At 44.4% G+C, this 23,130-nt stretch carries 24 protein-coding genes and 2 pseudogenes; 4 read left to right on the plus strand and 22 right to left on the minus strand.

Annotated features, from left to right (window positions below; translation table 11 throughout):
• Positions 1–103: 103 nt before the first annotated feature.
• The 3 genes and pseudogenes from OCV20_RS19460 to OCV20_RS19470 all read right to left on the minus strand — a co-directional run bounded on the left by OCV20_RS19460 (position 104) and on the right by OCV20_RS19470 (position 1,987).
• Positions 104–439, minus strand: a complete 336-nt coding sequence (locus OCV20_RS19460; RefSeq protein ID WP_048608244.1) for a winged helix-turn-helix domain-containing protein — start codon at positions 437–439, stop codon at positions 104–106.
• Between the two features lie 147 nt (positions 440–586).
• Positions 587–1,009 (minus strand): annotated as a pseudogene (locus tag OCV20_RS19465) (winged helix-turn-helix domain-containing protein).
• Between the two features lie 84 nt (positions 1,010–1,093).
• On the minus strand, positions 1,094–1,987 hold the full coding sequence (locus tag OCV20_RS19470; RefSeq protein WP_086775697.1) for a helix-turn-helix transcriptional regulator: 894 nt from the start codon (positions 1,985–1,987) through the stop codon (positions 1,094–1,096).
• 50 nt (positions 1,988–2,037) lie between these two features.
• Here OCV20_RS19470 and OCV20_RS19475 point away from each other — a divergent pair.
• A pseudogene (locus OCV20_RS19475) lies at positions 2,038–3,433 on the plus strand (MATE family efflux transporter).
• Between the two features lie 119 nt (positions 3,434–3,552).
• On the opposite strand, the gene OCV20_RS19480 reads toward OCV20_RS19475, so the two are convergent.
• Positions 3,553–3,948, minus strand: coding sequence for a nitrous oxide-stimulated promoter family protein (locus tag OCV20_RS19480; RefSeq protein WP_048612640.1), 396 nt, complete (start codon positions 3,946–3,948; stop codon positions 3,553–3,555).
• A 2-nt stretch (positions 3,949–3,950) separates the two neighbouring features.
• Positions 3,951–4,466 (minus strand): GNAT family N-acetyltransferase, encoded by a 516-nt coding sequence (locus tag OCV20_RS19485; RefSeq protein ID WP_086775696.1) that lies wholly within the window; start codon positions 4,464–4,466, stop codon positions 3,951–3,953.
• Between the two features lie 97 nt (positions 4,467–4,563).
• Between OCV20_RS19485 and OCV20_RS19490 the strand changes: the two genes are divergently transcribed.
• Complete coding sequence (locus tag OCV20_RS19490; RefSeq protein WP_048608234.1) at positions 4,564–4,773, plus strand: DUF2986 domain-containing protein; 210 nt, start codon at positions 4,564–4,566, stop codon at positions 4,771–4,773.
• Positions 4,774–4,878: 105 nt separating this feature from the next.
• Here the strand turns inward: OCV20_RS19490 and OCV20_RS19495 are convergent, their stop codons facing one another.
• The 10 genes from OCV20_RS19495 to OCV20_RS19540 all read right to left on the minus strand — a co-directional run bounded on the left by OCV20_RS19495 (position 4,879) and on the right by OCV20_RS19540 (position 13,079).
• The gene (locus OCV20_RS19495; protein WP_086775497.1) at positions 4,879–6,192 is read right to left on the minus strand and encodes an IS4 family transposase; all 1,314 of its coding nucleotides are present in this window, start codon (positions 6,190–6,192) and stop codon (positions 4,879–4,881) included.
• A 161-nt stretch (positions 6,193–6,353) separates the two neighbouring features.
• Positions 6,354–7,277: a metal ABC transporter substrate-binding protein gene (locus OCV20_RS19500; protein ID WP_086775933.1), complete on the minus strand. Its 924-nt coding sequence runs from the start codon at positions 7,275–7,277 to the stop codon at positions 6,354–6,356.
• Between the two features lie 2 nt (positions 7,278–7,279).
• Positions 7,280–8,155 (minus strand): metal ABC transporter permease, encoded by an 876-nt coding sequence (locus tag OCV20_RS19505; protein ID WP_048612637.1) that lies wholly within the window; start codon positions 8,153–8,155, stop codon positions 7,280–7,282.
• Positions 8,155–8,889, minus strand: a complete 735-nt coding sequence (locus OCV20_RS19510; RefSeq protein ID WP_086775932.1) for a metal ABC transporter ATP-binding protein — start codon at positions 8,887–8,889, stop codon at positions 8,155–8,157. Before OCV20_RS19510 ends, OCV20_RS19505 begins: the two co-directional genes overlap by 1 nt.
• Positions 8,889–9,824 carry a metal ABC transporter solute-binding protein, Zn/Mn family gene (locus OCV20_RS19515; RefSeq protein WP_086775931.1) on the minus strand — a complete coding sequence of 312 codons (936 nt, stop codon included), beginning with the start codon at positions 9,822–9,824 and terminating at the stop codon, positions 8,889–8,891. The genes OCV20_RS19510 and OCV20_RS19515 overlap by 1 nt, the downstream gene beginning before the upstream one ends.
• A gap of 45 nt (positions 9,825–9,869) precedes the next feature.
• On the minus strand, positions 9,870–10,463 hold the full coding sequence (locus tag OCV20_RS19520; RefSeq protein WP_086775930.1) for a DUF6162 family protein: 594 nt from the start codon (positions 10,461–10,463) through the stop codon (positions 9,870–9,872).
• On the minus strand, positions 10,460–10,795 hold the full coding sequence (locus OCV20_RS19525) for a hypothetical protein (protein ID WP_017062543.1): 336 nt from the start codon (positions 10,793–10,795) through the stop codon (positions 10,460–10,462). The genes OCV20_RS19520 and OCV20_RS19525 overlap by 4 nt, the downstream gene beginning before the upstream one ends.
• A gap of 116 nt (positions 10,796–10,911) precedes the next feature.
• Positions 10,912–11,748: a DUF4198 domain-containing protein gene (locus tag OCV20_RS19530; protein WP_048612632.1), complete on the minus strand. Its 837-nt coding sequence runs from the start codon at positions 11,746–11,748 to the stop codon at positions 10,912–10,914.
• A 111-nt stretch (positions 11,749–11,859) separates the two neighbouring features.
• Positions 11,860–12,378, minus strand: a complete 519-nt coding sequence (locus OCV20_RS19535) for a DUF2271 domain-containing protein (RefSeq protein ID WP_086775929.1) — start codon at positions 12,376–12,378, stop codon at positions 11,860–11,862.
• Between the two features lie 71 nt (positions 12,379–12,449).
• Positions 12,450–13,079 carry a PepSY-associated TM helix domain-containing protein gene (locus tag OCV20_RS19540; protein WP_086775928.1) on the minus strand — a complete coding sequence of 210 codons (630 nt, stop codon included), beginning with the start codon at positions 13,077–13,079 and terminating at the stop codon, positions 12,450–12,452.
• A 450-nt stretch (positions 13,080–13,529) separates the two neighbouring features.
• Between OCV20_RS19540 and OCV20_RS19545 the strand changes: the two genes are divergently transcribed.
• The gene (locus tag OCV20_RS19545) at positions 13,530–13,850 is read left to right on the plus strand and encodes a hypothetical protein (protein WP_048612629.1); all 321 of its coding nucleotides are present in this window, start codon (positions 13,530–13,532) and stop codon (positions 13,848–13,850) included.
• Positions 13,851–14,011: 161 nt separating this feature from the next.
• On the opposite strand, the gene OCV20_RS19550 is transcribed toward OCV20_RS19545, so the two are convergent.
• From OCV20_RS19550 to OCV20_RS19580, 7 genes are all read right to left on the minus strand, one after another.
• On the minus strand, positions 14,012–15,190 hold the full coding sequence (locus OCV20_RS19550) for a tetratricopeptide repeat protein (RefSeq protein ID WP_086775927.1): 1,179 nt from the start codon (positions 15,188–15,190) through the stop codon (positions 14,012–14,014).
• Complete coding sequence (locus OCV20_RS19555) at positions 15,187–15,807, minus strand: energy transducer TonB (RefSeq protein ID WP_048612627.1); 621 nt, start codon at positions 15,805–15,807, stop codon at positions 15,187–15,189. Before OCV20_RS19555 ends, OCV20_RS19550 begins: the two co-directional genes overlap by 4 nt.
• A 19-nt stretch (positions 15,808–15,826) precedes the next feature.
• Positions 15,827–16,231: an ExbD/TolR family protein gene (locus OCV20_RS19560; RefSeq protein ID WP_004731145.1), complete on the minus strand. Its 405-nt coding sequence runs from the start codon at positions 16,229–16,231 to the stop codon at positions 15,827–15,829.
• Positions 16,228–16,788, minus strand: coding sequence for a MotA/TolQ/ExbB proton channel family protein (locus OCV20_RS19565; protein WP_004731144.1), 561 nt, complete (start codon positions 16,786–16,788; stop codon positions 16,228–16,230). The genes OCV20_RS19560 and OCV20_RS19565 overlap by 4 nt, the downstream gene beginning before the upstream one ends.
• Positions 16,788–18,164 (minus strand): MotA/TolQ/ExbB proton channel family protein, encoded by a 1,377-nt coding sequence (locus OCV20_RS19570; protein WP_086775926.1) that lies wholly within the window; start codon positions 18,162–18,164, stop codon positions 16,788–16,790. The genes OCV20_RS19565 and OCV20_RS19570 overlap by 1 nt, the downstream gene beginning before the upstream one ends.
• Positions 18,164–18,931 carry a DUF3450 domain-containing protein gene (locus OCV20_RS19575; protein WP_050622345.1) on the minus strand — a complete coding sequence of 256 codons (768 nt, stop codon included), beginning with the start codon at positions 18,929–18,931 and terminating at the stop codon, positions 18,164–18,166. Before OCV20_RS19575 ends, OCV20_RS19570 begins: the two co-directional genes overlap by 1 nt.
• A gap of 178 nt (positions 18,932–19,109) precedes the next feature.
• Entirely contained in the window at positions 19,110–21,206 is a 2,097-nt protein-coding gene (locus OCV20_RS19580) for a TonB-dependent siderophore receptor (protein ID WP_086775925.1), read from the minus strand.
• Between the two features lie 559 nt (positions 21,207–21,765).
• Between OCV20_RS19580 and OCV20_RS19585 the strand changes: the two genes are divergently transcribed.
• Positions 21,766–23,070, plus strand: coding sequence for a dicarboxylate/amino acid:cation symporter (locus OCV20_RS19585; RefSeq protein WP_048612623.1), 1,305 nt, complete (start codon positions 21,766–21,768; stop codon positions 23,068–23,070).
• The last annotated feature ends 60 nt before the right edge of the window (positions 23,071–23,130 follow it).

Genomic DNA, 23,130 nt, shown 5'->3' on the forward strand with positions numbered 1-23,130 from the left:
GATTTTATATCTAAACGAAGGGCCCTTTTTGTTTATGTCGTCTGGAGGAAATAACGACAATAAACATCAACAATCAGAAAATAAAATCAATTACCTCTGAACGTTAAGGTTGAAATACGTAACCTTCACCAGTAATGGTAATGATTAGTCCATCTCCGAATAATGATCTTATTTCAGATATCGCAACAATCACCGAAGAGTTAGTTACTTTTTCACTTTCCCAGCCAATCTTCTTTAATTGACCAACACTGAACAATTCACCTCGATGTCGATTCATAAATAAAATGATCTTTCGGTACGCCAATGGCATGGTAGCCAGTACGTAGCCATTCTCTACATTGCGAATAAGTTTGGTGTTGAGTTCAACAATTTTTCCGTTTAATTCAAGTATTACGTTGTTTTCAGAGTGGTTCGTTTCTATTACAGGATAAGAGTCCATTTTTGTATCATTCCCTTACTATATAGCCAGCGACAAAGTCAGATTCAGTCGTATTTATATAACGTCGCTTATAACTGGACGTTTTAGATTTGACGATAATCAATGGAATTCGTACGGTAAAGAGATTAAATTTTTATTATTAAGATATTAACAGGATATAAATAGAGGATTATTTAGTCCGCCATAACATACCCTTCGTTGGAAACGGTTTGAATACAACGGCAATCAAGAACTCTTCTGATCTCGTAAATAGCCACCAATACAGACGCACATGTCACCGCTTTACCGGCCCAACCTACACGCTTCAAAATTTGTTTACTGACTACTTGGCCTTTGTTCTGATAAAGATAAAAAAGTACTTTACGGTGAGGCCCTGAAAGCGTTCCGACAATCGAACCACAGCCCTGCTTGCGTACGATTTTAGTGCCTGAACGAAACTCTTTGTTGTTTAAAATGAGCTTTGACGGGAGCTCTAAATCATCCGTCTCGCTGATAACTTGTTGCATTAATTCCTCATGTTGCATAAGCAGTCGTCTTCTGAGATATTTCCAATACTATCGAATAGAGCAAAAATACTAAATTGATAGATAGCTCAATACAGTAATATTACTGAAAAGTTTGATCTTGCGTAATTGATCGAGGAAACATGTAAGGCTAACCAGGAAGTCGATGACTCTTTCGATATTGACTGGGTGACAAACCGAAATGCTTTTTGAAACGATGCGAAAAGTTATAAGGATCTTTGTAGCCTAAGCGATTAGCAATCATAGAGACTGACCAATCTTGATATTTCAGCAGACTGGTGGCTTTATCCATGCGTAATTGAATCAATTTACTGCGTGGTGAGAGGTTGAATAGCGTCTTAGTGACTCTATTGAGTTGCTCTTCACTGATGAACACTCTTTCGGCCATCCCTGCCACTGTCCATGGCTGGTGCAGACTACTTTCAATCTCATTATAGAGCGCTTGAACACGTGCAGTGGTACTGGTCGACTTAGGCTCAAACCCCGTCAATGTTCGGATAATTTCACTCAAGAGTAACTTACGGTAACTGGCTCTACCGCCTATCTCCAAGTAAACCAAGTTCATTAATGACCAGATCTGCTCACACTCTCCAAAAGGCACAATCCCCTGTCCTAAACTAGCTATGTGCTGCCATTGCTTAGTGTCAGGCGTCAACATCCACGCCATTTTCCAGTAATTATATTGAGGATCGAGTTCAAAACGAAATGGGGTTTCAGCAGGAAGCACCACGAGTGTATACGGCGTAATCGCTTGAACCGATGTTGCGGTTGTTAGAATGCCGCCACCTTCCATAGTGAAAATCAACGTATGAACATTAACGGATTCGCGCTCAACCCAATAACCATCATATAGCTTCGCCATGCCGCCCATATAGACACCGAAGCTTTTCATCTCTGGAATATCTTCAACGGTCAAAAAACGTTCTTTGCACTGTTCGGCGAGAAAAACATCATCATGCCAATTTGATTTTGGTCGCATTGAATCAATGACGGATTCGCACAGGTTTTGTTGTTTTTTAAACATGTTGTTACTTCGCTCAAATCACTATAGTTCTGCCATAAATCGGAGAGCTTATGACAACTAACATCAACCCTAACTCATCTATGAATAACAAGCCAGAGAGCATCTTACCTCGTATCGTTAAACTGGGTTTACCTGTTGCTTTGCAAAGTGCACTTGTCGCTATTCTTGCCCTTGCTGACGTTTTAATGGTCAGTGACTATGGTATGGAAGCAGCTGCGGCTGTGGGAATTGCATCAAAATGGCACTTCGTTGCTATTATGATTATGGCAGGGTTGGCCTCAGCAAACGGAACATTAGTTGCTCAATACTGGGGAAAGAATGACCGAAAAAGCGCGCGAACAGTATCATCTATCGCGATGGTGTTTGGCTTAAAAGTTCTGCTGCCTGTTACTGCAATCATCACTCTTGGTTCTCAGTTTTTAATGATGTTGCAAACCAGCGATCAAACCGTGATTGAACTTGGCGCGACTTACCTATGGTATGGCTTCCCTGTTCTACTGCTGACTCACATTGTTGTCGTAGTAGAAGCAAGCATGCGCTCTTCAGGTGACACCGTAACCCCGCTACTGTTGGGCGCGGTGACCATTGCACTCAACATTGCGCTTAACTTCGTTCTAATCAAAGGTGCCTTTGGTATTCCCGCTATGGGCGTAGCAGGTGCGGCACTGGCGACGACACTCGCTCGCGCGATTCAAGTTGGCTTGATGTATGGCTACATGCGCATGCGTAAACACTGGTTGTTAACCACGCCTAGCTCACCTCATCGTCCGTCATTATGGTTGTCTTACCGTCGTATTGCTTTGCCACTAACGATGAATGCCGTGTTATGGGCAATGGGCACTATGGCGTACCAAATGATCTTCGGTCACATGGGCACAACGGAACTTGCCGTGTTCTCTATGCTCGCACCGTTTGAATCGTTGTGTTATTCGATTTTCTTTGGTATTTCGGTAGCGTGTTCAGTGCTGCTTGGTCATTCATTAGGCCGTGATGAGTTTGATGACGCAATGAGCATGGGGCTGACATTCATTAAAGCCGTCGTTGGATTTGGCGCGGTTGTCGGATTGCTACTGTTTATGGGCAAAGAGCATGTTCTAACATGGCTGAACCTTTCTACAGAGGCGCTCTACCCGCTCGCTTCACCTGCAATGACCATTATGTGTTTTGCTGTGGTGATTCGTATGCTGAACATGGTGATCATTAACGGTATCATTCGTGCTGGTGGCGATAATGCGTTCTGCCTGCGTATGGATTTCATCGCGATGTGGATGGTCGGTATTCCAGTGTGTTTACGGCGCGTTTGTCGCTGGATGGGATTTCAAATACATCTATGGTTTGATGTTGGTAGAAGAAGTGGTGAAACTGGCAATTTGTTCTGATCGTTACCTAAGCCGACGCTGGATCAACAACCTCACAGTGACCTACGACGAGCCTCAAGCGGCATAGGCTATTTGGCTATTTGGCTATTTGGCTACATTGAAGCTGAGATAGAAGCGTATCTACATCAAAAAGGTCTGAGCAATCAGACCTTTTTCGTTTCTTCAGCAACCACTTTAAAACGTAAGTTACTTCTTATTCATTCGGATATGGCGGTTCGACACATTCGGCAGCGGCTTCTCAGGCACTTTTCGCTTTTCATGTATCAAATGTCTGATCGCTAAAATCGGATGCTTGAGTAACATTCTTGGCCCAGCATAGCGCATGACTAAACGCATCTGCTCTTTAGGATCGGGCTTATAGCAATGAATCGGACACTTATTGCAGGTCGGTTTGGCTTCACCATAAGGGCAACGGTCAAGTCGTGTTTCGGCATAGCGTAACAGTTGATCACACTCTTCACATAACGCGCCATTCTGACGCACTGCACCGTGATGATCTTTACAGTAGATGTGCACCATCGCAATCACGGTTTTGTACTCGGTTGCGAGTTCGCCTTGTAGAATGTTGTTATGTTGAAACATGATTAATTGCCCAGAGATAAACCGTACAGGTTGAGGTTGACGCTTTCACTTAATACGTCTTCGATTCGCTCAAACACAAAACCTAACTTAGTTAGCAGTGCGATGCTTCGAATGTTATCAGAGGTAGTGATGGCAACTAAATGATCGATATCAGCATTCTGTTTAGCTTGTTCAATTATTGCTTGTGCCGCTTCTTGAGCAAAACCTTGTCCATACACCTCTGGAACAAAGCCATAGCCAATATCATGCGACTCTAGGTTATCTCTTTTAATTAACCCGCAAATACCAATTGGGGTTAATGCGTCCTTCATTTCAACCATCAATAGGCAAACACCCTTCTCTTCATGCATCTTAAGAATGTTGTTTTTGATGTATTCAACGGCCTTGTCAGTGTCGCTGATTTCCTTGTCTCCAATGTAACGCAGGAAATCTTCTGAGCTGTATAATCGCTGAATAAACGCCGCATCTTGAGGCGTGATCATTCTTAATCGTAAACGTTCGGTCTCGACGGCCTGCATAGTGATATTTTCCTTGCTGAATACCATGTAAATATTGAGTTCTAGAGCTAAAATGATTATCCTCCACCGCCTAAACTAAATACAAGGCTATGCAGCAATGAACCGTAAGAAAAAAATCAATCAAATTCTAAAAAAGAAGCAGAAACAGGCGAATTCTAAACTGCATAGTAGCAACAAGCCTCGCTACATTTCTAAAGCTGACCGTGCAAAAATGGAAGCTGAAGAACAGGCTAAAGCCGCTCAAGAGCAAGCCGAAGGCACAGTTGAAGCGACTGTTGAAGCCGAAGAGACAAAAGCTGCAGAGTAAGTTGTAAACTCGCAGTTCCCTTGTCTGACACTCTTCCACGAGCCAACAGACAAGAACAAAAAAAGCAGCCTCTCATTGGGCTAATGCTTGTAAGTTAAGCATCGTTTAGCGTCTTCTTGGAGGCCTTGTCGCATAGCGACAAGGCCTCTTTTTTACTGCTCTTGGGTAACTTCGTTCTCGCCTCTCAGGTAAAACAAAGCTTTCTGACATATCCAGTATGTAGTTTATTACTTCTGGGATTCGTCCCGGTGCGACCGCTGGTAATAATTGAAGCTGTCCAACAAGGAATAATGAAGCCTGTTTAAAGCCGATTTGATAAGGCATCACTGACTTCTGATGATAGGCCATTTGACACATCATGAACCGCAGTAGATTGTAAGCAACCAGCATTCCCCAAAGCTCTTGATTCACTAACTCTGGCTTTTTGCTTCTTAACGTAAGTTGGTTCTGAAGCATGTATTGCTTCATCTCACGATACCCCAACTCTATTTCCCAACGATGGCTATATAGTTCGGCGATATCAGCACCAGGATATTTCATCGTGTCTATCATTGACGTTAATAGTCGGACTTCTTTTCCTTTAATCGTCTTTGTGATTAAACGAGCTTGGAGAGTTTTGGGGGCATCAACCCACTTCTTTTGAGCTTGAGGTGATAGCTTGAGCTCAACGAGCTCTTGTCCTCGGCCTACCTTCGATAACACAGTGTATTGAGCCCCTTTTCTTAATGGGAGCAGCCAATGTTTTTCATCGCCACTGGTTTGCCATTTATGCAGTAAGCCCAAGGCGTAAAATCCGCGGTCAAAAATAGTTAAGCTGTTTGAGGGAGATTGTTCAATAAGCGGGATCGTAAGGTCGACTTCACTTTTAGATACTGAGTCGAATGAAGCGCTGTTGAGTAAATGACTGGTCAGCTCCATATGGCAGACCATTCTCACTTGAGGGTAGTCAGATATCGTTGTTTTATTGCCTGTTCTACTAAAATGCTCATCATTACTTTTAGTGTCTGGTGTTCTCCACACAACACCATCTACAGCATGAAGTGTTAACCCATGCCAATCGGGATGAGGAGTCTTGCGGTGCCAAAGTCGTTGAGTGTGATTGAACACGGCTTCCATAACGTCGGAACCAAGTCGGTGACGTGCCTGTATGACAGCGCTAGGTGCGACGAATGGCTTCTTACCCGGTAGGAGAATATCAAGTTGCGAGACTACTTTATCCATCGATAAATGACGGTAAAGGGACATCCCTAAAACACTCCAAACCATCATTTCCATTGGTAACCTGCGCTTTCGAATAGTCGCAACCCCAGATTCTTGGAGGCACTGTTCGACGAGTTCCGGGGACAGCAGGTCTGATAACCCTGAGAGCTGTTCTGGAGAGAAGTTATGGACTTGATTAAGGGCTTGTCTAAGAAACATAAAAAATCCGAGTGTTAAAGAAACACTCGGATTTTGACATCCTTGGAGGATCGTTCAACCAGTCTTTTTTACTTAACTGATCGGCATTACCTCTCATTGGGCTGCTTTTTTGATCGTACTTTTTTCATTACGTGGTTTATTAGCTAACTTATTTTAGCCACTTAACCTTTGAAAGGCTGAACTTCCCAGCGTGCAAACGGCGCTTTTGCATTAATCCCCGCTCGTCCCCAACGGTCAACGGAATCAACTACCAAGATACGCTCGTTAGGTACTAGAGACTTAATTAAGTTAGTTGGCTTTTTCGCTGTGACTAACCATAGTGCATCGTCTTCTGAAAACATCGCTTTGAGTTTGGCTTTGTCTTGTTCTGTCCATTCCAGTTCAGCTTTGAACATACGTTCTTCAACAAACAGTTGAGTACCTGAAGCGAAATCTTCCAAGCTTTCTGAGAGCAACAAGACTGAATCTACGTCGTTATCCAATAACACCGCTTGTTGTTTGTTAATCAGCTCACGCACATCAAGCATTACACGCTGTAGGTTGCTATCAATGGTCTCAGCTTGCGCTGGCCACAATAACTTAAAGTCATCAGCAACAATCGCCGCCATGCGCGTTAAGTTGGTTGGGTTTAACCATGCGTATTTAGACACATCGCCATTTGATAACGTCAGCGCGGCAACACCTTGCGCGCGCGGTGTGATCGCTTGAGCAGCATCTACTTCAACCAAATGGATATTGCCCTGTCTTGCGTAAACAAAAGTTGGGTCAACTTGCCAGATGGATGACAACGTCACTGCTACCGTCGCCTTTTTACCGGATTGAAGCACTTTGCTTGCCCCCTTTGTACCAAACCAATTTGGCAGACGATCAATGCCGTAGCGTTTTGGTGGCAGATATTCGGTGGTAATTTCAGTGCCTTTGGTTAGCTCTGTCGCCAAGGCATAAGTCACAGGCGTACTGGTGAGGATATCCTCGGCATTAGCACTGATAGACACCATTGAGCCAGCCAACAATAAGCTAGTTAGTGCGCCTACTTGAGTCGTTGCCTTCACTGAACTTGAGATACGATTCATTAAAGAAGTCATGATTATGCCTTTCTTACAATTCGGTATAGCGTTGCCGCTAGGAAAAATGTCGCAGAAACGATGATGATTGAAGCGCCCGAAGGTACTGGTAGTTTCAATTCCATAGGTAAGACGGTTCCAACTAAACACGCGACCGTTGCCAGTAACGCCGACAGCAATACAAAGCTGCCCATGCGTTTAGTTAGCAAGCGAGCGGTAGCTCCTGGAATCAGTAATAACGCGCCAACCAGAACAGCACCTACGATCTTCACCGCTGCAATCGTCACTAAGGTGATCATCATGACAAACAAATAGTCGTAGAAACTGGTGTTATAACCACGAACCTTGGCAATATCCGGGCTGATACAGGTCAAAAGAATACGGTTGAACGTCGGTATCAAGAGCAAAATGATGATCGCGCAGCTGCCCGCAAGAATTGCTAAGTCTTGGTCTGTTACCGTCAAAATCGAACCAAATAGTACGTTCTCAAGCATGTGGATGTTGATCTTACGCGCTACGTACATCAGCAATGCCGCACCCACTGCCAACGCTAAAGCAAGGAAAACGCCAACTAAGGTATCGTATGGCACATTGGTTCTGTTTCTTACAAAGTGAAGAAGCAGAGCGAAGATCATACAGAAACTAAACAGACCAATAATTGGGTTTTCTGGTGGCTCGCCTAGCAACACACCTATAGCGATACCGGTTAATGCCGCGTGGCCTACCGCTTCAGAGAAGAAAGCCAGACGCTTGGCAATCACCAAAGTACCGAGGCCACCTAGTAACGGGCCCAGTAACAATGCAGCAACCAGTGCATTGACCATGAACGCATACATGAAGCTGTCTGACAGCCAACCCGCTTCAACGCCACTTATGGCAAGTTGTCGTAACCAATCCATCACGCAACCTCCTTCGGTTTGGTCGTCGCAGCGCCACTGCTGTAGTGCTGGAATAAGCTTTCAATCTTACTTGGATGTAGTACCTGTTCGTGTGGACCACTATCCACCAAGAATCGATTCACAACATGTACATTGGCTTCAAGGCGACGTACTGCGGTTACATCGTGGTGAACCGCAAGGATCGTGCGACCCTCGTCAACACATTCACAAATCAGTGATTCAAGATAACGAACGCCTTGTTCATCCATACCGGTCGTTGGTTCGTCCAACACCAATAGACTTGGGTTATCCAATAGCGCTTGAGCAAACAACACACGTTGCTGCTCACCACCCGACAACTGTCCCATTCGGCGATCGTTACGAGTCGCCATACCGACGCGATCCAATTGTGCTAATGCAAGATCTAATTGCTTGGACTTACGACGCCAAAATAGCGGAATTCGAGTTTGGTTAAGCAACACGAAATCCATGACCGTCAAAGGCAAGCTCGATTCGAAGGTCGCTTTTTGAGGAACGTAACCGATACTTGGCTTTTCTGGCCAATGAATATTGATTTGCCCAGAGAAAGGCGTCAATCCTAGAACAGAGCGCAACAAAGAGGTTTTACCACCGCCGTTGGGCCCCATGATTACATGGCACTCACCCGCTTTAAGTTCGAGTGAAATATCGTCAAGAATGACGTTGTTGTCGTATTGCAGACCAAGTTGATTGATTGAAATCGATGGACCTAACATTATGCGTTCCCGCTTTTAGCTTGATTCGCCGCTGCAAATTTCATTGCTTCGATCAGCGTTTCTAGGTTCTTCTTCATCTCAACTTCAACTTTGTCGTCTTCATATTCGCCATGCGTCATGTGAGAGAAACGGTAAAGCTGAACACCTGTTTCCGCTTCAATCGTGTCAACAAAACGATTTGGCATGTTTAGCTCGTAGAACAACACATCAATGCCCGATGCACGGATCTTTTCGATCGTCTCTTGCAGCTGACTCGCACTTGGTTCAACACCGTGTGCAGGCTCAATCACCGCCGCAACATCCACACCAAACTCTTGAAGGATGTAGCCATACGCATTGTGGGTGGTCGCCACCTTCATACCTGAAGTATCTAACTCACCTAATGACAACATCGCATCGCGCTTCATAAAGCGAAATTGCTTTGCGTATTTACGTGCATTCTTACGATAAAAAGCCGCGTTGTCTGGGTCGAGCTTAGATACTTCACTCGCGATGGTGTAAACCTTTTGAATTGTTGTCGAAAGTCCAACAAACGTGTGCGGATTCACCGCGCCTTGACCCACAGACTGGCCTAATGCTGGAAGTAAAGGCACTTCTTTGTTCGCTTCGATCACCACTAAGTCATCACGTTGCGCAGCTGAAATGACTTTTAGTGCGAAGTCGTCATGGCCAATACCGTTTACCACGATGGCGTCCATCTGGCTCAAACGTTTCAAGTCGTTCGGTTGTGGTAAGTAGTTATGCGGATTAAAGCCAGCATCAACCAAAGGAAGGATGTTCACTTTGTCACCCACCACGGCTTTTACATAGCTGTAGTAAGGCTGAAGGGTTATGCCAATCGTCAGCTTATCGCTGTCGACCTTGTATTCTTTTGCCAATGCATTGGGTGTCATTAACACCGCCAATAACGACATCATTAGAGTCATAATTCGCATAGTAAATCTCTTATTATTAGTGAACATTTTTATAAGCCGGATTGTTTAATGAGAAGAAGCGTCATGCAGATCAACTTCTGATTCATTGACGACCATTTTCCAGCCAGCAGATTCAAGTGTGTTCTCATCAAAATTAGTCGGTTGACTTGCTACGCCACCAAAAAAAATCCAGATTTCAGGAGAGACACTGTTGGCGTTCAAAATAAAGGAATCAGCGAAGCCATGATCGGTTGGCGCCGCTTGTTCACTTGATGTCGCATATTCGCTTGGCGTAGAGAAGTAATAACCACGATTGTCCAATAACCAAGCATGAGAACCTTTGCGCTTCCAACTCTGGTCTTCAACAAATGGAGCGACCCATTCATCTTTAAGTGACGCAACACTTGGCCATTCGCCGTCAGACTCCATACGCAGGTCGCGAATCTCTTCATGAGCCAAGCGCAGCTCTGACAACATCGCCAAGTTTTCTTGCTCGACATCGGTCACTAAGATTTGATGATCAAGTACCGCTTCGATATGCGATTCTGCTTGATGAAATGGGATAGCAACCGTGGCAAAGCTCAGAATGAACACAATGAGCAGCCCTACCCATTTGCCTTCTCTGCCGCCCGTGTCAGCACGTACACCTTGAATCATCATTTCTCGCTGATCTCTACAACATCAACTTCAACTGGAAACTCATGACCTGAATCGAACACAAGGTAGAACTCAGTGTCTGGGTGTGGAAATTCAACTATAGAACGTTTATCTGTCATCTCTTTTGCAATCAAGTTGTCTTCGTAATCGTACATTTCAACCGCGTAATCAATCGCTTTACTACCGTCTGAATAGCCCGCTTCGCAGGCCACAGTTTTGCCTTCAAACCAGCAGCTCATCAATGGAAAGTGTGCTTGCGCAGGTAATGCAGCGAAACCAAGTCCCAGAGCTAAGCAAGGAGTCATTAATGCGTTAAGTTTTGTTTTTATTGTCATGGTTCGTCCCCTAGCCACAGTGCAAATTCTCAGTAGTAAACTGAGCGATAAAGGGCTCAAATGAGCCCTTAAGTTTTTGGGTTGCTTAATCAGGGATCTAGCCCCGACATCACAGATTATTGAAGCAGTGCTTCGAACGTTAGGTGAACGTTCGCGCTTGCTTTGTCTGCCAGTGGGTTGTCAATCAACTCACCTTTGTAGTTCGCTTTCATTACGTAACGACCCGCTACATCTGGAGTGAACGTAATTTCGCCGTTCTCGTCGCTCACTACATCAATCTGTTCTTGGTGGTTGCGGTAAAGCGTGCCTTCACGAGTGATCTCAGCTTTCACGTCTTTTTGAATTTCACCGTTGTAGAAGAATTGGAACGTGACTGGTTCGCCTTCAACGATGTCTGAAGGGTGTGTCACAGGCTTCATTTCAAGTAGCTTGCCTTCAATTTTGAAGACTGAATCCGTTGGCTTTCCTACTGTGATGTAGCTTTCAGCGCGAGTGAAGCTGATTTGTGTTACCACGTCACGTGACTTTTCAGGTAGTACAGAATCACGTTCCGCTTTGTTTGCTTTGATCCATTTCACAGTGTCACGACGGCCCGCTTTGTACTGTGTGTAGTAAGATGGCTGGTTGTTAATCGCAACTTTGTGTGTACCTTCTTCTTCAAAGTAGAAATCGAAGATTGAACGACGTTTACCGCGAACAACAAAGTTAGGACGCTCGCTACGGCCATCAGGCATGATGACATGCGCATTTTCGCTGCCTGCAGGCTTATCAAAAACAAACGTACCGTGAGACGCCGTCACGTCGAACGTTAGCCAATCACCACCTTCTTTCGATACGGTAAAGTGTGATGGCAAAATCCAGCGTGGGTGAGCTTGTGCTGTTGTCGTAGCCGCTAGGCCGAACGCCATAACACCCGCTAGAGCAAGTGCCTTCATTTTTGTCTGTTTCATCATGTTCATTCCATTATTTATAATTTTTAGCCGTGTCGCTCAATCTGAGCCTACGATGACTACTATCGATTCTGTTCTGATTCTTAAACCAATCGGTGTTCACTGCTGCGTTGTCTATTTAGCGACGTAATTCAGTGTGATTTCACCCGTCTCTTCTGTCGCCTTTAGCTCATAAGAAACGTTTGAATCTGTGAGTGATACTTTCTGACGAAGATAGTTACGGCCGCCGTGTTCACGAACCACTTCGATATGAACCGTGTATTCGCCTTGCTCTAGATCTTGACCGTCATCGCTCTTACCATCCCAAACAAAGCGGTACTTGCCGGCAGGACGCGTTGCGGATGTCACAGCATCAACGAGCTCACGGTCGTAACGTCCAACTTTTCTCCACCAGCTGCGTAGATCTTTCAGCCATTCATCTTTACCGACCCAAAGTTCAATGGTTTTCACTGATTTTCGTTCGCTGTTCTCTACCCACACCGCCACATAAGGACGCGCATACATAGAGGTATCAATCTTTGGAAGCTCGAAGCTGACATCAAGTTTTGCCGTATCAGGAATCGCTTGTGCCATACCTAGGCTTGGCAAAAGAGATAAAGCAAGAAGCGCCTTGCTCCAGTTCATTTTTTTCATGTTTAACAACCTTTTAAATCCGTTTAACCTTTAATTCGTTCTTCAAGCTGATTCATCAAGCTAATTAAGGGTTAAGGTACGGCGACAAAATAGATAGCAAGTGAGATTGCAGAGCCAAATACCGTCCATTTAACGGAGGTATTGAGTGTTTTTTTCTTAGGTAACAGTAAGCACACGCCAGTCAGTACAAAGAAGATCATCAGCAGCGCTGTGATATCGATGAACCATTTCCATACCTCACCGCTATTACGACCTTTGTGTAGGTCGTTCAACAGTGCAATCGCGCCGTAGTTCGTGGTTTCGACCTCGACCATTTCAGATGTCACGTCAACAAATACAGACGCGTTATAACCTGGTCCTTTGAAGTCCATCGACACTTCACCGATAAGCAACTCACCGTCTTCAATTTCGGCGTAGATGTCTAAACCAGAAGGAACACCCGATAAATTGGCCTCTTCAAACAGGAATGTTTCGAAGGCACGTTCGTCGGCTTTTAATCGCCCGTCTTGGATCGTGAACAAACTCGTAGGAAGCTCTAAAGTAGAGCGTTGGATATTGGGTTGGCGTGACTCAAATAAGTCAGGTCTATTCAGGGTGATACCTGTCACTGAGAAGAAAAGAACAACGAACAGAAGTGCCATTGAAATATAAACATGAAGTCGACGAGCCCATGATTGAACCGCCCTACTTTTTAACGACATACAAACCAATACCTATAAATTTTATGGCGTCAATTTAGTTGATAATCATTCGTATTGGCATTCAATTTACATTGTTTACGTTTGCCGAGCGGCGTAAGGAAATTTACATAACATTACATGGGAAGTAATCGAACTGTATGCATATTCTTGCTAACTTGTACTAAAGGGAATGGATAGCTTGTATTTGAGGTCATCGATAGTAAGGTCAAACCTCAAAAAATCTCAATATCAACATGCTTGATTGAGGTTGGTTTAAGGTAGCAGTTGTGGCTTTAAGGAATGAAAGTTGGGACTATTTACCTTCGTGACTATTAACCTTCGGAGCTATTTGATCTTTGGATCATTTTGAAGATCATACACAAACGGCGGACTCTTCGGTTGATGCGGTTTGTTAAATACAGACTAATAACCGATTTAACGATAGCTAATTAGGCTTAAAGGGATTTTGAAATGCGTATTATTGTTTTGGCTTTTACAGCGCTCGTAACAGCGTGCAGTAGCCAAATGAGCAACACAGAAGAGCACGTCCAAGAATACATCGGCTCAGACATAACCGATGCACAAGAGCAGTATCTAACCGAACGCTCACGTCCTATCAGCTTTTGGGCATCTCGAAACTATGCTTGGGTTGAGACGAAGAAACCACTAGATAATGGTTACACTTTACATGCCTTTAAGAACCCTTATCGTGACTGCACCATTAACTGGGTCGCTAACACCAGTGGCGCAATTCAAAGTGCAACGCTTAGTGGCACGATGTGCGAGCCTTAATCAATCCATTCCAATCGAACAATAACGCTAGATGAGCTAAAGTCCCAAGATGGGCTTAAGTCGCCTAAATTAAAAAGGGTGTCATTTGAACGATCAAATGACACCCTTTTGCTTTTCTTGTTTCTTATGCGCTGTTCTTGTCTTCTGTTTACGATGAGCGGTTAAACGTTTCCGTTGTCACTAACCGTTCTAAGCTGAGTCAGGTATTTAATCCAGCCTTTCGCCTCAGAAGATGGCTCAATGTTATTGGCACGCTTGGCTTGAGCAAGGGCGTTATCAAGATTCTTTAGCTTGTACCATGAACGCACTTTCGCTAACGCAACGTCGGCTTGTTTGTTTTTGTCTTTCACTTTATCTAAAACAACCAGAGCTCGGTCGTAGTAACCTTGCTGAACCAATAGCTGAGCTACATTCCAATGATACTGAGTGTCTTTTTTAGACGCTAACGACCACACTTCAATCGCATTGTCCCATTCTTTCGCTAACTGCCAGTAGGTTGCTTGCTCTGCAAGAAGTTGAACGTCGCTGTTCGCATCATCTAGCTTACTAATTTCTTGTGCTGCGCGCTCTGGAATTCCACGTTTCGCGTAAAGCTGCGCTAACAAACGGCGATCTGAGTTCTTCAGCTCAACACCTTGTAGATCGGCCAGTGCTAACGTGTTCAATGCATCACGATTACGTTCTAATCTTAACTGAATACCCACAAGTTGACGCCACCAGTTGTCTTTTTCTGGTTGAAGTTCAATCAGGCTTTCCAATGTCGGAATAGACTGTTTCCACTGCTTTAGCTGAAGCTGTGCGCCCAGTTTTAGCGATAGAGGTGATAACTCTGGTTTTGAATTGAACTTGTCGTGATTACCGATGGCCACTAGTACTTTCGACCAGTTTTCAATTTGGTATTCAGCTTGTGCAATTCGCATCCAAAGTGTGTCTTTCTTTTCCTTTTCAGGTGCTGTTTTCACTAACTCGTAGTAGTGCGGAAGCGCGTTTTTAAACTGCTGATCGTTCAACAACAAATCAGCCAGCATGCGCTTCGTTATCCAAGCTTGCTCATCGACTAACAAATTCGTATCGACGGCGTAAGTGAGCTGCTTAATCGCCGCGTCAGTTTTGCCATCTTGCCAGTAAAACACACCCAACATACGAGCTACGTATGCTTTGTCGTAACCTTTAGAAAGCTCCAAGCCTGCGAGTACATCAATCGCCTGTTTAACCTGTTCATCTTGAGCAAGCTTATGCGCCTTTTGAACACGAATGGCAGTATATTGAGATAGCTCTTGCGCTTGTGTTGTAAGGGGCATTAACAACAAGCCCACTAATATCCATATCTGTTTCATCATTTTGCCAACTTAAACTCTAGTTTCACGGTTTGACCAACCTGAGCTATCGCTTTTCCATCGACGACTTTCGGTTGATATTTCCATTTTTTAAGTGCTCTCATCGCTTCACGTTCAAACATACGACGTGGGTTTGCGTCAGTGACTTGAATGTCAATTGGGCGTCCCGTTTCATCGATGGTAAAAGACATAATCACATGGCCTTCAGCGCCACGCTTCAGCGCTTTAGCTGGGTAACGAGGTTCTACTCGATACAGAGGCATTGCCTGTTGGTTTGACCCAAAATCAGAAAATGTCGGAGCGTTAATCGCTAGGCCGTCAATCGATGTATTCAAATCCAAAGAAGGCAGTGAAGACATCGAATTCAGAGGTGTAACTTCAGCTTGTGACTGAGACGTTTGCGCTTCCGGTGGCGGCTCTGGCATTTCTGGTTTTTCAGGGACTGCACGTTGTCTTCTTTGGACTTCTTGTTCTTGTTCCACCATTACCATGTTGAAACTTAACGTTTCACTGTTATCTGGTGAACGTTGGTGGCCATTATCGACCATCCAAGCCATAAAGGAAAACAGAGCTAAGCCCAATGCACCCGCTAGCGGTAAAGCAAGAAATAGGCGAATCATTTATGAAGATCCTCCAAGATCATCGCTTTTCAGCAGCAAGCGCGATGTTTTTAACACCCGCACCTTTAGCGGCGTCCATCACTTTAACAACCGTACCGTTGTAAGCGTGTTCATCCGCTTGAATAACCAAAGAAGCATCAGGTTGTTCTAGCAACAAGTGTTCTAACGTTGCTTGAACACGTTCAACATCAACAACACGTTTATCGATGAAGATGTCATTCGCAGATGTAATCGCAACAAAGATGCCCGCATCCTTTTGGCTTACCACGTTAGACGCTTGTGGGCGATTGACTTCAACCCCTGATTCACGAACAAATGAACTGGTCACAATAAAGAAAATAAGCATGATAAATACAATATCAAGCATCGAAGTAAGGTCTATTTGAGCCTCTTCGTTTTTAGAATGACGTCGACCGAGTCTCACCGTTGACTCCTTAAAGATTTTTCTAATTTTAATTCTAAGCGGTTACACACTTTCGCTAAACGAGCGTGAACAAACATGCCCGCTAATGCAGCAACCATACCCGCCATAGTTGGCAGCGTTGCCAACGAGATACCTGAAGCCATCAATTTAGGGTCACTGCTTCCTTGAGTCGCCATGACATCAAAAACAGAGATCATACCGGTGACGGTACCTAGCAAACCCAGCATCGGACAAATAGCGACTAACAACTTAATAAAGTTCAAGTTTTGGTTAAGTAAGATACTCGCTTGCCCCAACCAACCTTCACGAATGGCTTTGGCATGCCAAGAAGAGTGATCTTCTCTTTCATGCCACTTAGTAATCCAAGCTTGGCGCTGCTTTGGAAAGTAGAACGCAAGATAAAGCACACGTTCGACTACAAGCACCCAATAAACTAGGACGACAGCCGCGAGCCACCACAGGACGAAACCGCCCTGCTCCATAAAGCTTGATAAAGACAGCAGCCAGTCACTCGTTAACCAACTCGCTGGTAATAGAGAACCCGACAAAATATCCATTACGCAGCAGTCCCAACTGGTGAAACTACAGCTTTTGATTCAACCGTTTTTTCTGCCTGCTCAGCCACAAGGCCAATACCTTGTTTCTCAAGAATATTGCGAATATTTTCAGCCTGAGTGCTAAGAATATTGTGTGCTAATAGCAGAGGCATTGCTGCAACAAGACCAAGTACGGTTGTTACCAGCGCCATCGAAATACCACCCGCCATCACTTTAGGGTCGCCATTACCAAACTGTGTGATTACTTGGAATGTTTCGATCATGCCGGTTACGGTACCTAGAAGACCCAACATTGGGGCAAGTGCTGCTAGAAGTTTTAGCATAGATAAGCCTTTCTCTAGGTGAGTCTGCTCATCCACTACCGCTTCTAAAAGTCGTAGCTCTAGTGCTTCAACGGTTTGGTTTTGCTCTTTATTGTAAACCGCAAGAACACGACCTAGAGGGTTATCACCCGCTTGCTCTGGGTTCTTAAGTTGAGCGCGAATTTTCTGGCGAGCGATAGCCAAAGAAATACCACGAACTAATGCGATGATTACGCCTATAGCCAACAATCCAAGAATCACTTTACCAACCACACCACCCGCTTGAAGGCGATCAGTTAGGCTTGGTGTTAGCGCTAGTTGCTCTAGCATGAACCCACGAGAAGGATCGACAACCACGTTAGACACGTCGCCATTCGCTAATGTAGATAGCGATGCTAAAGTTGGACCATTCGATGGTTGTTTCAGATACGCAATCGCATCTTCACGCTGAGTGTTCCAGCTAACATAGCCTTGGTCTGTTATTAGGCCGATTGAACCTAAGCGATAAGCGTCGACAGTTTGTGTATTGCCTTCACCATTGATGAATGCAATTTGAGATTTGCTAAGCTCAGAGCTCGCTTGGATCTGTTCAACCATGCTCATCCACAAACCGGTCAGCTGTGGCATTGAAGGCAGTGATTTAGCATCAATGATTTGATCGACAGTTGCCGTGTGTTCAGCGCGGTCAACACTATTCACGGTTGAGCTAAGCTCTGCGCCGAGTTCTTTTGCGTTTTGACGAACGACACCGAACAGCTCGCCTAAGCTACCGGTTTCTAAACGCAGTTTCTCTTCTAAGCGAGCAAGCTTGTTTTCGTTATCACTGAAGGTTTGAGTCAGAACATCTGTCGCACCTTGGATAGACGTACGTTTCGCTTCAAGCTGAGCTTTGATCGCTTTCAGTTCTTGTTCTGTCTTTTTGAAATCAGCTTCACGCACTACGTTGTGAGAAGCTTGAGTTCGACTCTCTGATTTTGCTTTATTAACTAGCTGAGCCGTCGTGTCTGATGCAGAGAAAGCAGAAAATGAAATAGACGTAATGCAAAGCAATGCTGCTAATGGCTTTAAGTTCATTACTTAACCTCCGCAACAGTTAAAGAAACAGGTAAAGTAATTAGGCTTGGCGCCGCTTGTTGGCTTGCAATGTCGTAAGCTTTATCTAGCTCAGATTTCATTGAAGAATCTAGCTCTTGCCACTGATTTTGTGTTTGATTCCAAGACCAGTATTGGCTGCCATTTAAGTTACGAGCCACCAAAGAGATACGACCTAGGTGCAACACGTCTGCTTCAATCGTTCTGTCGCTGCTCAATGCAACACGGCCTTGGTAAGCACCGAGCTTGATGCCGTAGTCCATCTCGATTTGGTAAGCTTCTAGGATACGACGATACTTCTCAGCATCACTCACATCTGCACGAGTCATCATTGCTTGCAGCTTTTCAACTCTTTCAAGACGTTGCTCTTTCCTGATTGGCACATCTTGCTCAACTAACTGCTGAAGGCCATCAATCATCTGGTACATCAAAGGCACAACACCTTGACGTGTGTATTTGATCTCGTCGATCTGCCCTTCAATGCTCTGAGCTTCTTGATTCTGGCTCTCAACCAATGCAGCAAGGTGATCGTGATAGATTTCTAGATTTTTCACTTCTTCTTGCAGACGCTCAATCTCAGCTTGCAGCATTAACGTCGCTTGTGAGCTTTTGTCAATAACCTTTTGGCTCGAAGCCGACGCGTTATTGGTCTTGTTTTGAATTGATTGAGCTTGATCCAAGCTGTTTGCCATAGAAGACGTTGCAACCAAACTGATGGCAAGCGCTAGGCTAGTTTTTAAAAGATTCATAATTGTAGTCATTTACTATAGAAGAAGGTCAAATGAATTTTATTGATAAGCACTCTCATTATCATTAAAAGTCACTCTCATTACTAGGGATATTTTTACTGAATAGCAGAATCACGAAAGGGGAAAGCCGAAACTTTCCCCTTAGTATTTAGGCTAACAATAGTACCCTACTAACAAATTAGTATTTTACCTGTAAAGTCGCCATGTAGTTACGGCCTTCGCCAATTACTACGTCTTCAGCAAACTGGTGTTTTGAAGACGTTGAACCGCCACCCGCTAGGTATTCTTTATCAAATACGTTCTCGACTGTTAGACGCGCTACGAAATCAAGAGAATCGTCGTACTTAAGCGTGTATGCAGCACCCATATCTACACGAGCGTAGCCGTCTTTCTTGAATGTGTTCGCGCTATCACCGTAACGAGAACCTTCGTAGATAAGACCTAGGTTCACATCCACTTCGTTTGTTGCTGCATAAGTAGACCAAACGCTTGCTGCAAACTCAGGTACGTCTACAGGACGGTTACCTTCATATGTTTCATGGTTCGTGATTTCAGCATCTAAGTACATTGCAGAACCAGACATTGAGAAGCGCTCTGAAATAAAGCCTTGTGCGGCTAGCTCAGCACCACGGTGAACTTGTTCACCACCTTGTGTCTTCGTCCAATCGCCTGATGAAGTGTCTTCTACATCCATTGAGATGTTTTCTTGGGTAATATCGAATACCGCACCAGAAACGAATAGACGTTCGTCCATCAGTTCCCACTTAGTACCGACTTCGTAAGACACGCCCGTTGCTGCGTCAAGAAGTTCGCCATCGTTGGTGTAGTTGCGGCTTCCGCTAGAAACAACACCTTGTGGTTCGAAACTTTCAGAGTAAGAAGCGTAGATACTACCGTTTGATGCTGGGTGGTAAATCAGGCCAAGCTTAGGCGCTACGTTTTCTTCTGCTACGCCATCACTTACTTTACGGTCGAAACGAGCACCCGCAAGAACTTGCCATTCATCATTGATAGTAATCAAATCTTGGATGTAGAAGCCCCAAGTATCGTAAGTACTCATCTTACCTAGCGATGTTGGACCCACTGACGGCGCTGGTACTGTTGCATCTGGTGCGTATTCAGCGCTGCTGAAGCGATCCATACCACGGTAATAGCTGTAGCCTAACCAGTTAGCACCGAATAATAGTTGGTGCTCTGTGCCCGCAAGATCAGCGGTTGTTGTTAGATCAACGTAAGCCGTTCTGAAACGCCATTTATCATGACGGTAGTTACCGCCTTGAGTCACGGTGCCCGTACCATCAGGATTCATATTTGAAAAGCTTGGGTAGCTTTCCATATCGATACGCTCGAAATCTTGGTAGTTGAAACCTGTTTTTAAAGACCATGTGTCAGTCAGGTTAGCAGCAATATCAAAACCAACATTCTCAACATCATTCTCGATCTGTGACCACTGTGCATCCCAGATGTGCTTGTCGCTACCTACTCGGTTGCCGTCTAGCGTGTATAAAGCGCCAGAATCTACGCTACCTTCGTCGTTAGTTTTGTCGTAATGAACAGAAACTGTCACGTCTTCATTTACATCGTAATCAACGAATACACCACCAACAAAACGTTCTGTTTGTGGTTCAGTTCCGTCACCATAAGTTCTCCAAGAGCCGTAGCTTTCTTTAGATAGAATCGCGCGACCACGTAGAGTTTCTGCATCGTTCAAAGCGCCACTTACGTCTACCGTCGTACGAGAATGGTCATTAGAACCAATATCTTGGCTAACACTTACTTGCGTATCGTAAGTTGGTTTTTTGCTTACCATGTTGATCAAACCACCTGGTGCAGAAATACCGTAAAGAAGACCAGAAGGTCCTTTAAGTACTTCAACACGCTCTAGCAGTTCGATTGGTTGACGGTAGTGAGACCAATGTTGCTGGCCGTTTTTAAGGAAGCCCGAAGAGCTTTCTACCGAGAAACCACGTAGAGAAAAACGTTCACGGTTACGGCTTGTACCGCCAGCACTTACACTCGCGTCATTTTTAAGCACGTCACCAAGCGTTGTTGCACGCTGTTCATCGATGATTTGCTCATCGATTACTGAAACTTGTCCCGGAGTCTCTAATTGAGTCGCCTCCATTCGCATTGCTGTTGTGTTCGTGTCGGCTTTATAACCGTAGTCACGACCTTCAACAACCATATGCTCGTCTGTTTTTACTGTTTCTGCCAATACTGCTGGTGAAGCTAATACCGCGCCGATCACTAAAGCCAATGGGCTCTTTGAAAACATGTCCTTTACTCCGTTTTTATTCTTTTAGACGAGCACTTTGTTATTTATTCGATGTGCTCGCTGAACCGTTTCCGGTACCACTGAATTATTCCGAGAGAGAATATAAGTGATAACCATTACCATTTGCATTAAATTTACATTCTTTGCATTCGTAAAGTTTTGTAAAGGCGTGTCGGAGATTCGTTTTTATAAAGTTAAACAAAACCAATTCAATACAGATGGTTAGAGAGCATTTACGCTAAAAAGTGGTTATCGACGTCAAATCTTTTGAAACAGCGTTATTAGCTCGGCCTATTTAAGATGGCCAGATTGATAAGAAAATTGTCTCTTCTTATTTACTACCTTTGAAACGGCGGCTTTATGTATAAAACTCTCGATAAATGTAAATTTATGGTGAATTGTTTTGTTTTATTTTGTTTAATTGACGGAATTATCAGTGATTTTGATCACATCTATAATTCCAAACTCATTTTTTGTTTTTCGATTTGAACAACCGACTGCTAATCTCCTGCTCACTTTGAAAAGGTATCAAAGTTATAAATAATAAGGAGTGTTCTAAATGAATACCAAGAAACCTATGTCTCTGACTGGTCGAGTAATCCTCGGTATGGTCGTAGGTATATTAACGGGATTTGCCATTCAATCCCTTTTTGCAGACAGCGGATTTGTTAACAACTACATCGTTAACGGACTCTTTGAAGTAGGCGGACAAATCTTTGTCGCCAGTTTAAAAATGCTTGTTGTGCCTCTAGTCTTCGTTTCACTAGTGTGCGGTACAAGTTCTCTTAAAGACTTATCAACTCTTGGCCGTATGGGTGGCAAAACGCTTGCACTTTATATCGGTACTACTGCCGTTGCCATCACTCTAGCATTAACTATCGGTAACCTGTTCCAACCTGGAGCTGGTGCGGATCTTACTGCTGCGAGCTCTTTCAAATCAGCGGATGCCCCTTCTTTGGGCCAAGTTATCATCGACATGTTCCCAACCAACCCTATTCAGGCGATGGCTGAGGGCAAAACGTTACAAGTTATCGTATTTGCAGTGTTGTTTGGTATCGCAATCAGTGCGGCGGGCAAACCCGGTGAACGTATCGCTGCAGTTTTCTCTGATCTAAACGAAGTGATCATGAAGCTAGTTGCGCTACTAATGAACCTTGCTCCTTACGGCGTATTCTTCTTGATGGCGAAACTGTTCTCTGGCCTTGGCTTAAGTGCAATTTGGAACCTAGCAGAATACTTCTTAGTGCTTACTGGTACCCTACTGTTGCATGGCTTGGTGACTTACAGTGCGATGCTTAAAGGATTCACAGGTCTTAGTCCGATTACGTTCCTACGTAAGATGGAAGATGCAATCATGTTTGCATTCTCAACGGCATCTTCGAACGCAACAATTCCAGTAACAATGGAAACAGCTAAGAACCGCATGGGCGTAGACAACAAAGTCGCTTCTTTCACAGTACCACTAGGTGCAACTGTGAACATGGACGGCACTGCAATCATGCAAGGTGTTGCGACGGCGTTTATCGCGCAAGCGTACAACATCGACCTTTCAATGGGTGATTACCTAATGGTTATCCTAACGGCGACACTGGCGTCTGTTGGTACTGCAGGTGTCCCTGGTGTTGGTCTTGTTATGCTAGCGATGGTATTGAACCAAGTTGGTCTACCGCTTGAAGGTATTGCTCTAATCATGGGTGTTGACCGCCTTCTTGATATGATTCGTACCGCTGTAAACATAACAGGTGATAGTGCCGTATCTATCATCGTTGCTAAGTCTGAAGGCGCTCTAGACGAGTCTCGCTTCAACGACCCAGCAGCAGGTGAGAAAGAAGAAGAAGTTAAGCTAGCTCGCCAACAGGCATAGTCTCGCTTATCTGATGCTCTTGTCTTCAAGCTCAGGCGTAATTAATGGCTACGCCTAGCC

Origin of the sequence: Vibrio coralliirubri, from assembly GCF_024347375.1 — a bacterium.
Lineage (GTDB): Bacteria > Pseudomonadota > Gammaproteobacteria > Enterobacterales > Vibrionaceae > Vibrio > Vibrio coralliirubri.

Excerpts from the sequence above, each read along its gene's own strand:
- OCV20_RS19460 (WP_048608244.1), bottom strand. The coding sequence starts at position 439 with ATGGACTCTTATCCTGTAATAGAAACGAACCACTCTGAAAACAACGTA.
- OCV20_RS19470 (WP_086775697.1), bottom strand. The coding sequence starts at position 1,987 with ATGTTTAAAAAACAACAAAACCTGTGCGAATCCGTCATTGATTCAATG.
- OCV20_RS19480 (WP_048612640.1), bottom strand. The coding sequence starts at position 3,948 with ATGTTTCAACATAACAACATTCTACAAGGCGAACTCGCAACCGAGTAC.
- OCV20_RS19485 (WP_086775696.1), bottom strand. The coding sequence starts at position 4,466 with ATGCAGGCCGTCGAGACCGAACGTTTACGATTAAGAATGATCACGCCT.
- OCV20_RS19490 (WP_048608234.1), top strand. The coding sequence starts at position 4,564 with ATGAACCGTAAGAAAAAAATCAATCAAATTCTAAAAAAGAAGCAGAAA.
- OCV20_RS19495 (WP_086775497.1), bottom strand. The coding sequence starts at position 6,192 with ATGTTTCTTAGACAAGCCCTTAATCAAGTCCATAACTTCTCTCCAGAA.
- OCV20_RS19500 (WP_086775933.1), bottom strand. The coding sequence starts at position 7,277 with ATGACTTCTTTAATGAATCGTATCTCAAGTTCAGTGAAGGCAACGACT.
- OCV20_RS19505 (WP_048612637.1), bottom strand. The coding sequence starts at position 8,155 with ATGGATTGGTTACGACAACTTGCCATAAGTGGCGTTGAAGCGGGTTGG.
- OCV20_RS19510 (WP_086775932.1), bottom strand. The coding sequence starts at position 8,889 with ATGTTAGGTCCATCGATTTCAATCAATCAACTTGGTCTGCAATACGAC.
- OCV20_RS19515 (WP_086775931.1), bottom strand. The coding sequence starts at position 9,824 with ATGCGAATTATGACTCTAATGATGTCGTTATTGGCGGTGTTAATGACA.
- OCV20_RS19520 (WP_086775930.1), bottom strand. The coding sequence starts at position 10,463 with ATGATGATTCAAGGTGTACGTGCTGACACGGGCGGCAGAGAAGGCAAA.
- OCV20_RS19525 (WP_017062543.1), bottom strand. The coding sequence starts at position 10,795 with ATGACAATAAAAACAAAACTTAACGCATTAATGACTCCTTGCTTAGCT.
- OCV20_RS19530 (WP_048612632.1), bottom strand. The coding sequence starts at position 11,748 with ATGATGAAACAGACAAAAATGAAGGCACTTGCTCTAGCGGGTGTTATG.
- OCV20_RS19535 (WP_086775929.1), bottom strand. The coding sequence starts at position 12,378 with ATGAAAAAAATGAACTGGAGCAAGGCGCTTCTTGCTTTATCTCTTTTG.
- OCV20_RS19540 (WP_086775928.1), bottom strand. The coding sequence starts at position 13,079 with ATGTCGTTAAAAAGTAGGGCGGTTCAATCATGGGCTCGTCGACTTCAT.
- OCV20_RS19545 (WP_048612629.1), top strand. The coding sequence starts at position 13,530 with ATGCGTATTATTGTTTTGGCTTTTACAGCGCTCGTAACAGCGTGCAGT.
- OCV20_RS19550 (WP_086775927.1), bottom strand. The coding sequence starts at position 15,190 with ATGATGAAACAGATATGGATATTAGTGGGCTTGTTGTTAATGCCCCTT.
- OCV20_RS19555 (WP_048612627.1), bottom strand. The coding sequence starts at position 15,807 with ATGATTCGCCTATTTCTTGCTTTACCGCTAGCGGGTGCATTGGGCTTA.
- OCV20_RS19565 (WP_004731144.1), bottom strand. The coding sequence starts at position 16,788 with ATGGATATTTTGTCGGGTTCTCTATTACCAGCGAGTTGGTTAACGAGT.
- OCV20_RS19570 (WP_086775926.1), bottom strand. The coding sequence starts at position 18,164 with ATGAACTTAAAGCCATTAGCAGCATTGCTTTGCATTACGTCTATTTCA.
- OCV20_RS19575 (WP_050622345.1), bottom strand. The coding sequence starts at position 18,931 with ATGAATCTTTTAAAAACTAGCCTAGCGCTTGCCATCAGTTTGGTTGCA.
- OCV20_RS19580 (WP_086775925.1), bottom strand. The coding sequence starts at position 21,206 with ATGTTTTCAAAGAGCCCATTGGCTTTAGTGATCGGCGCGGTATTAGCT.
- OCV20_RS19585 (WP_048612623.1), top strand. The coding sequence starts at position 21,766 with ATGAATACCAAGAAACCTATGTCTCTGACTGGTCGAGTAATCCTCGGT.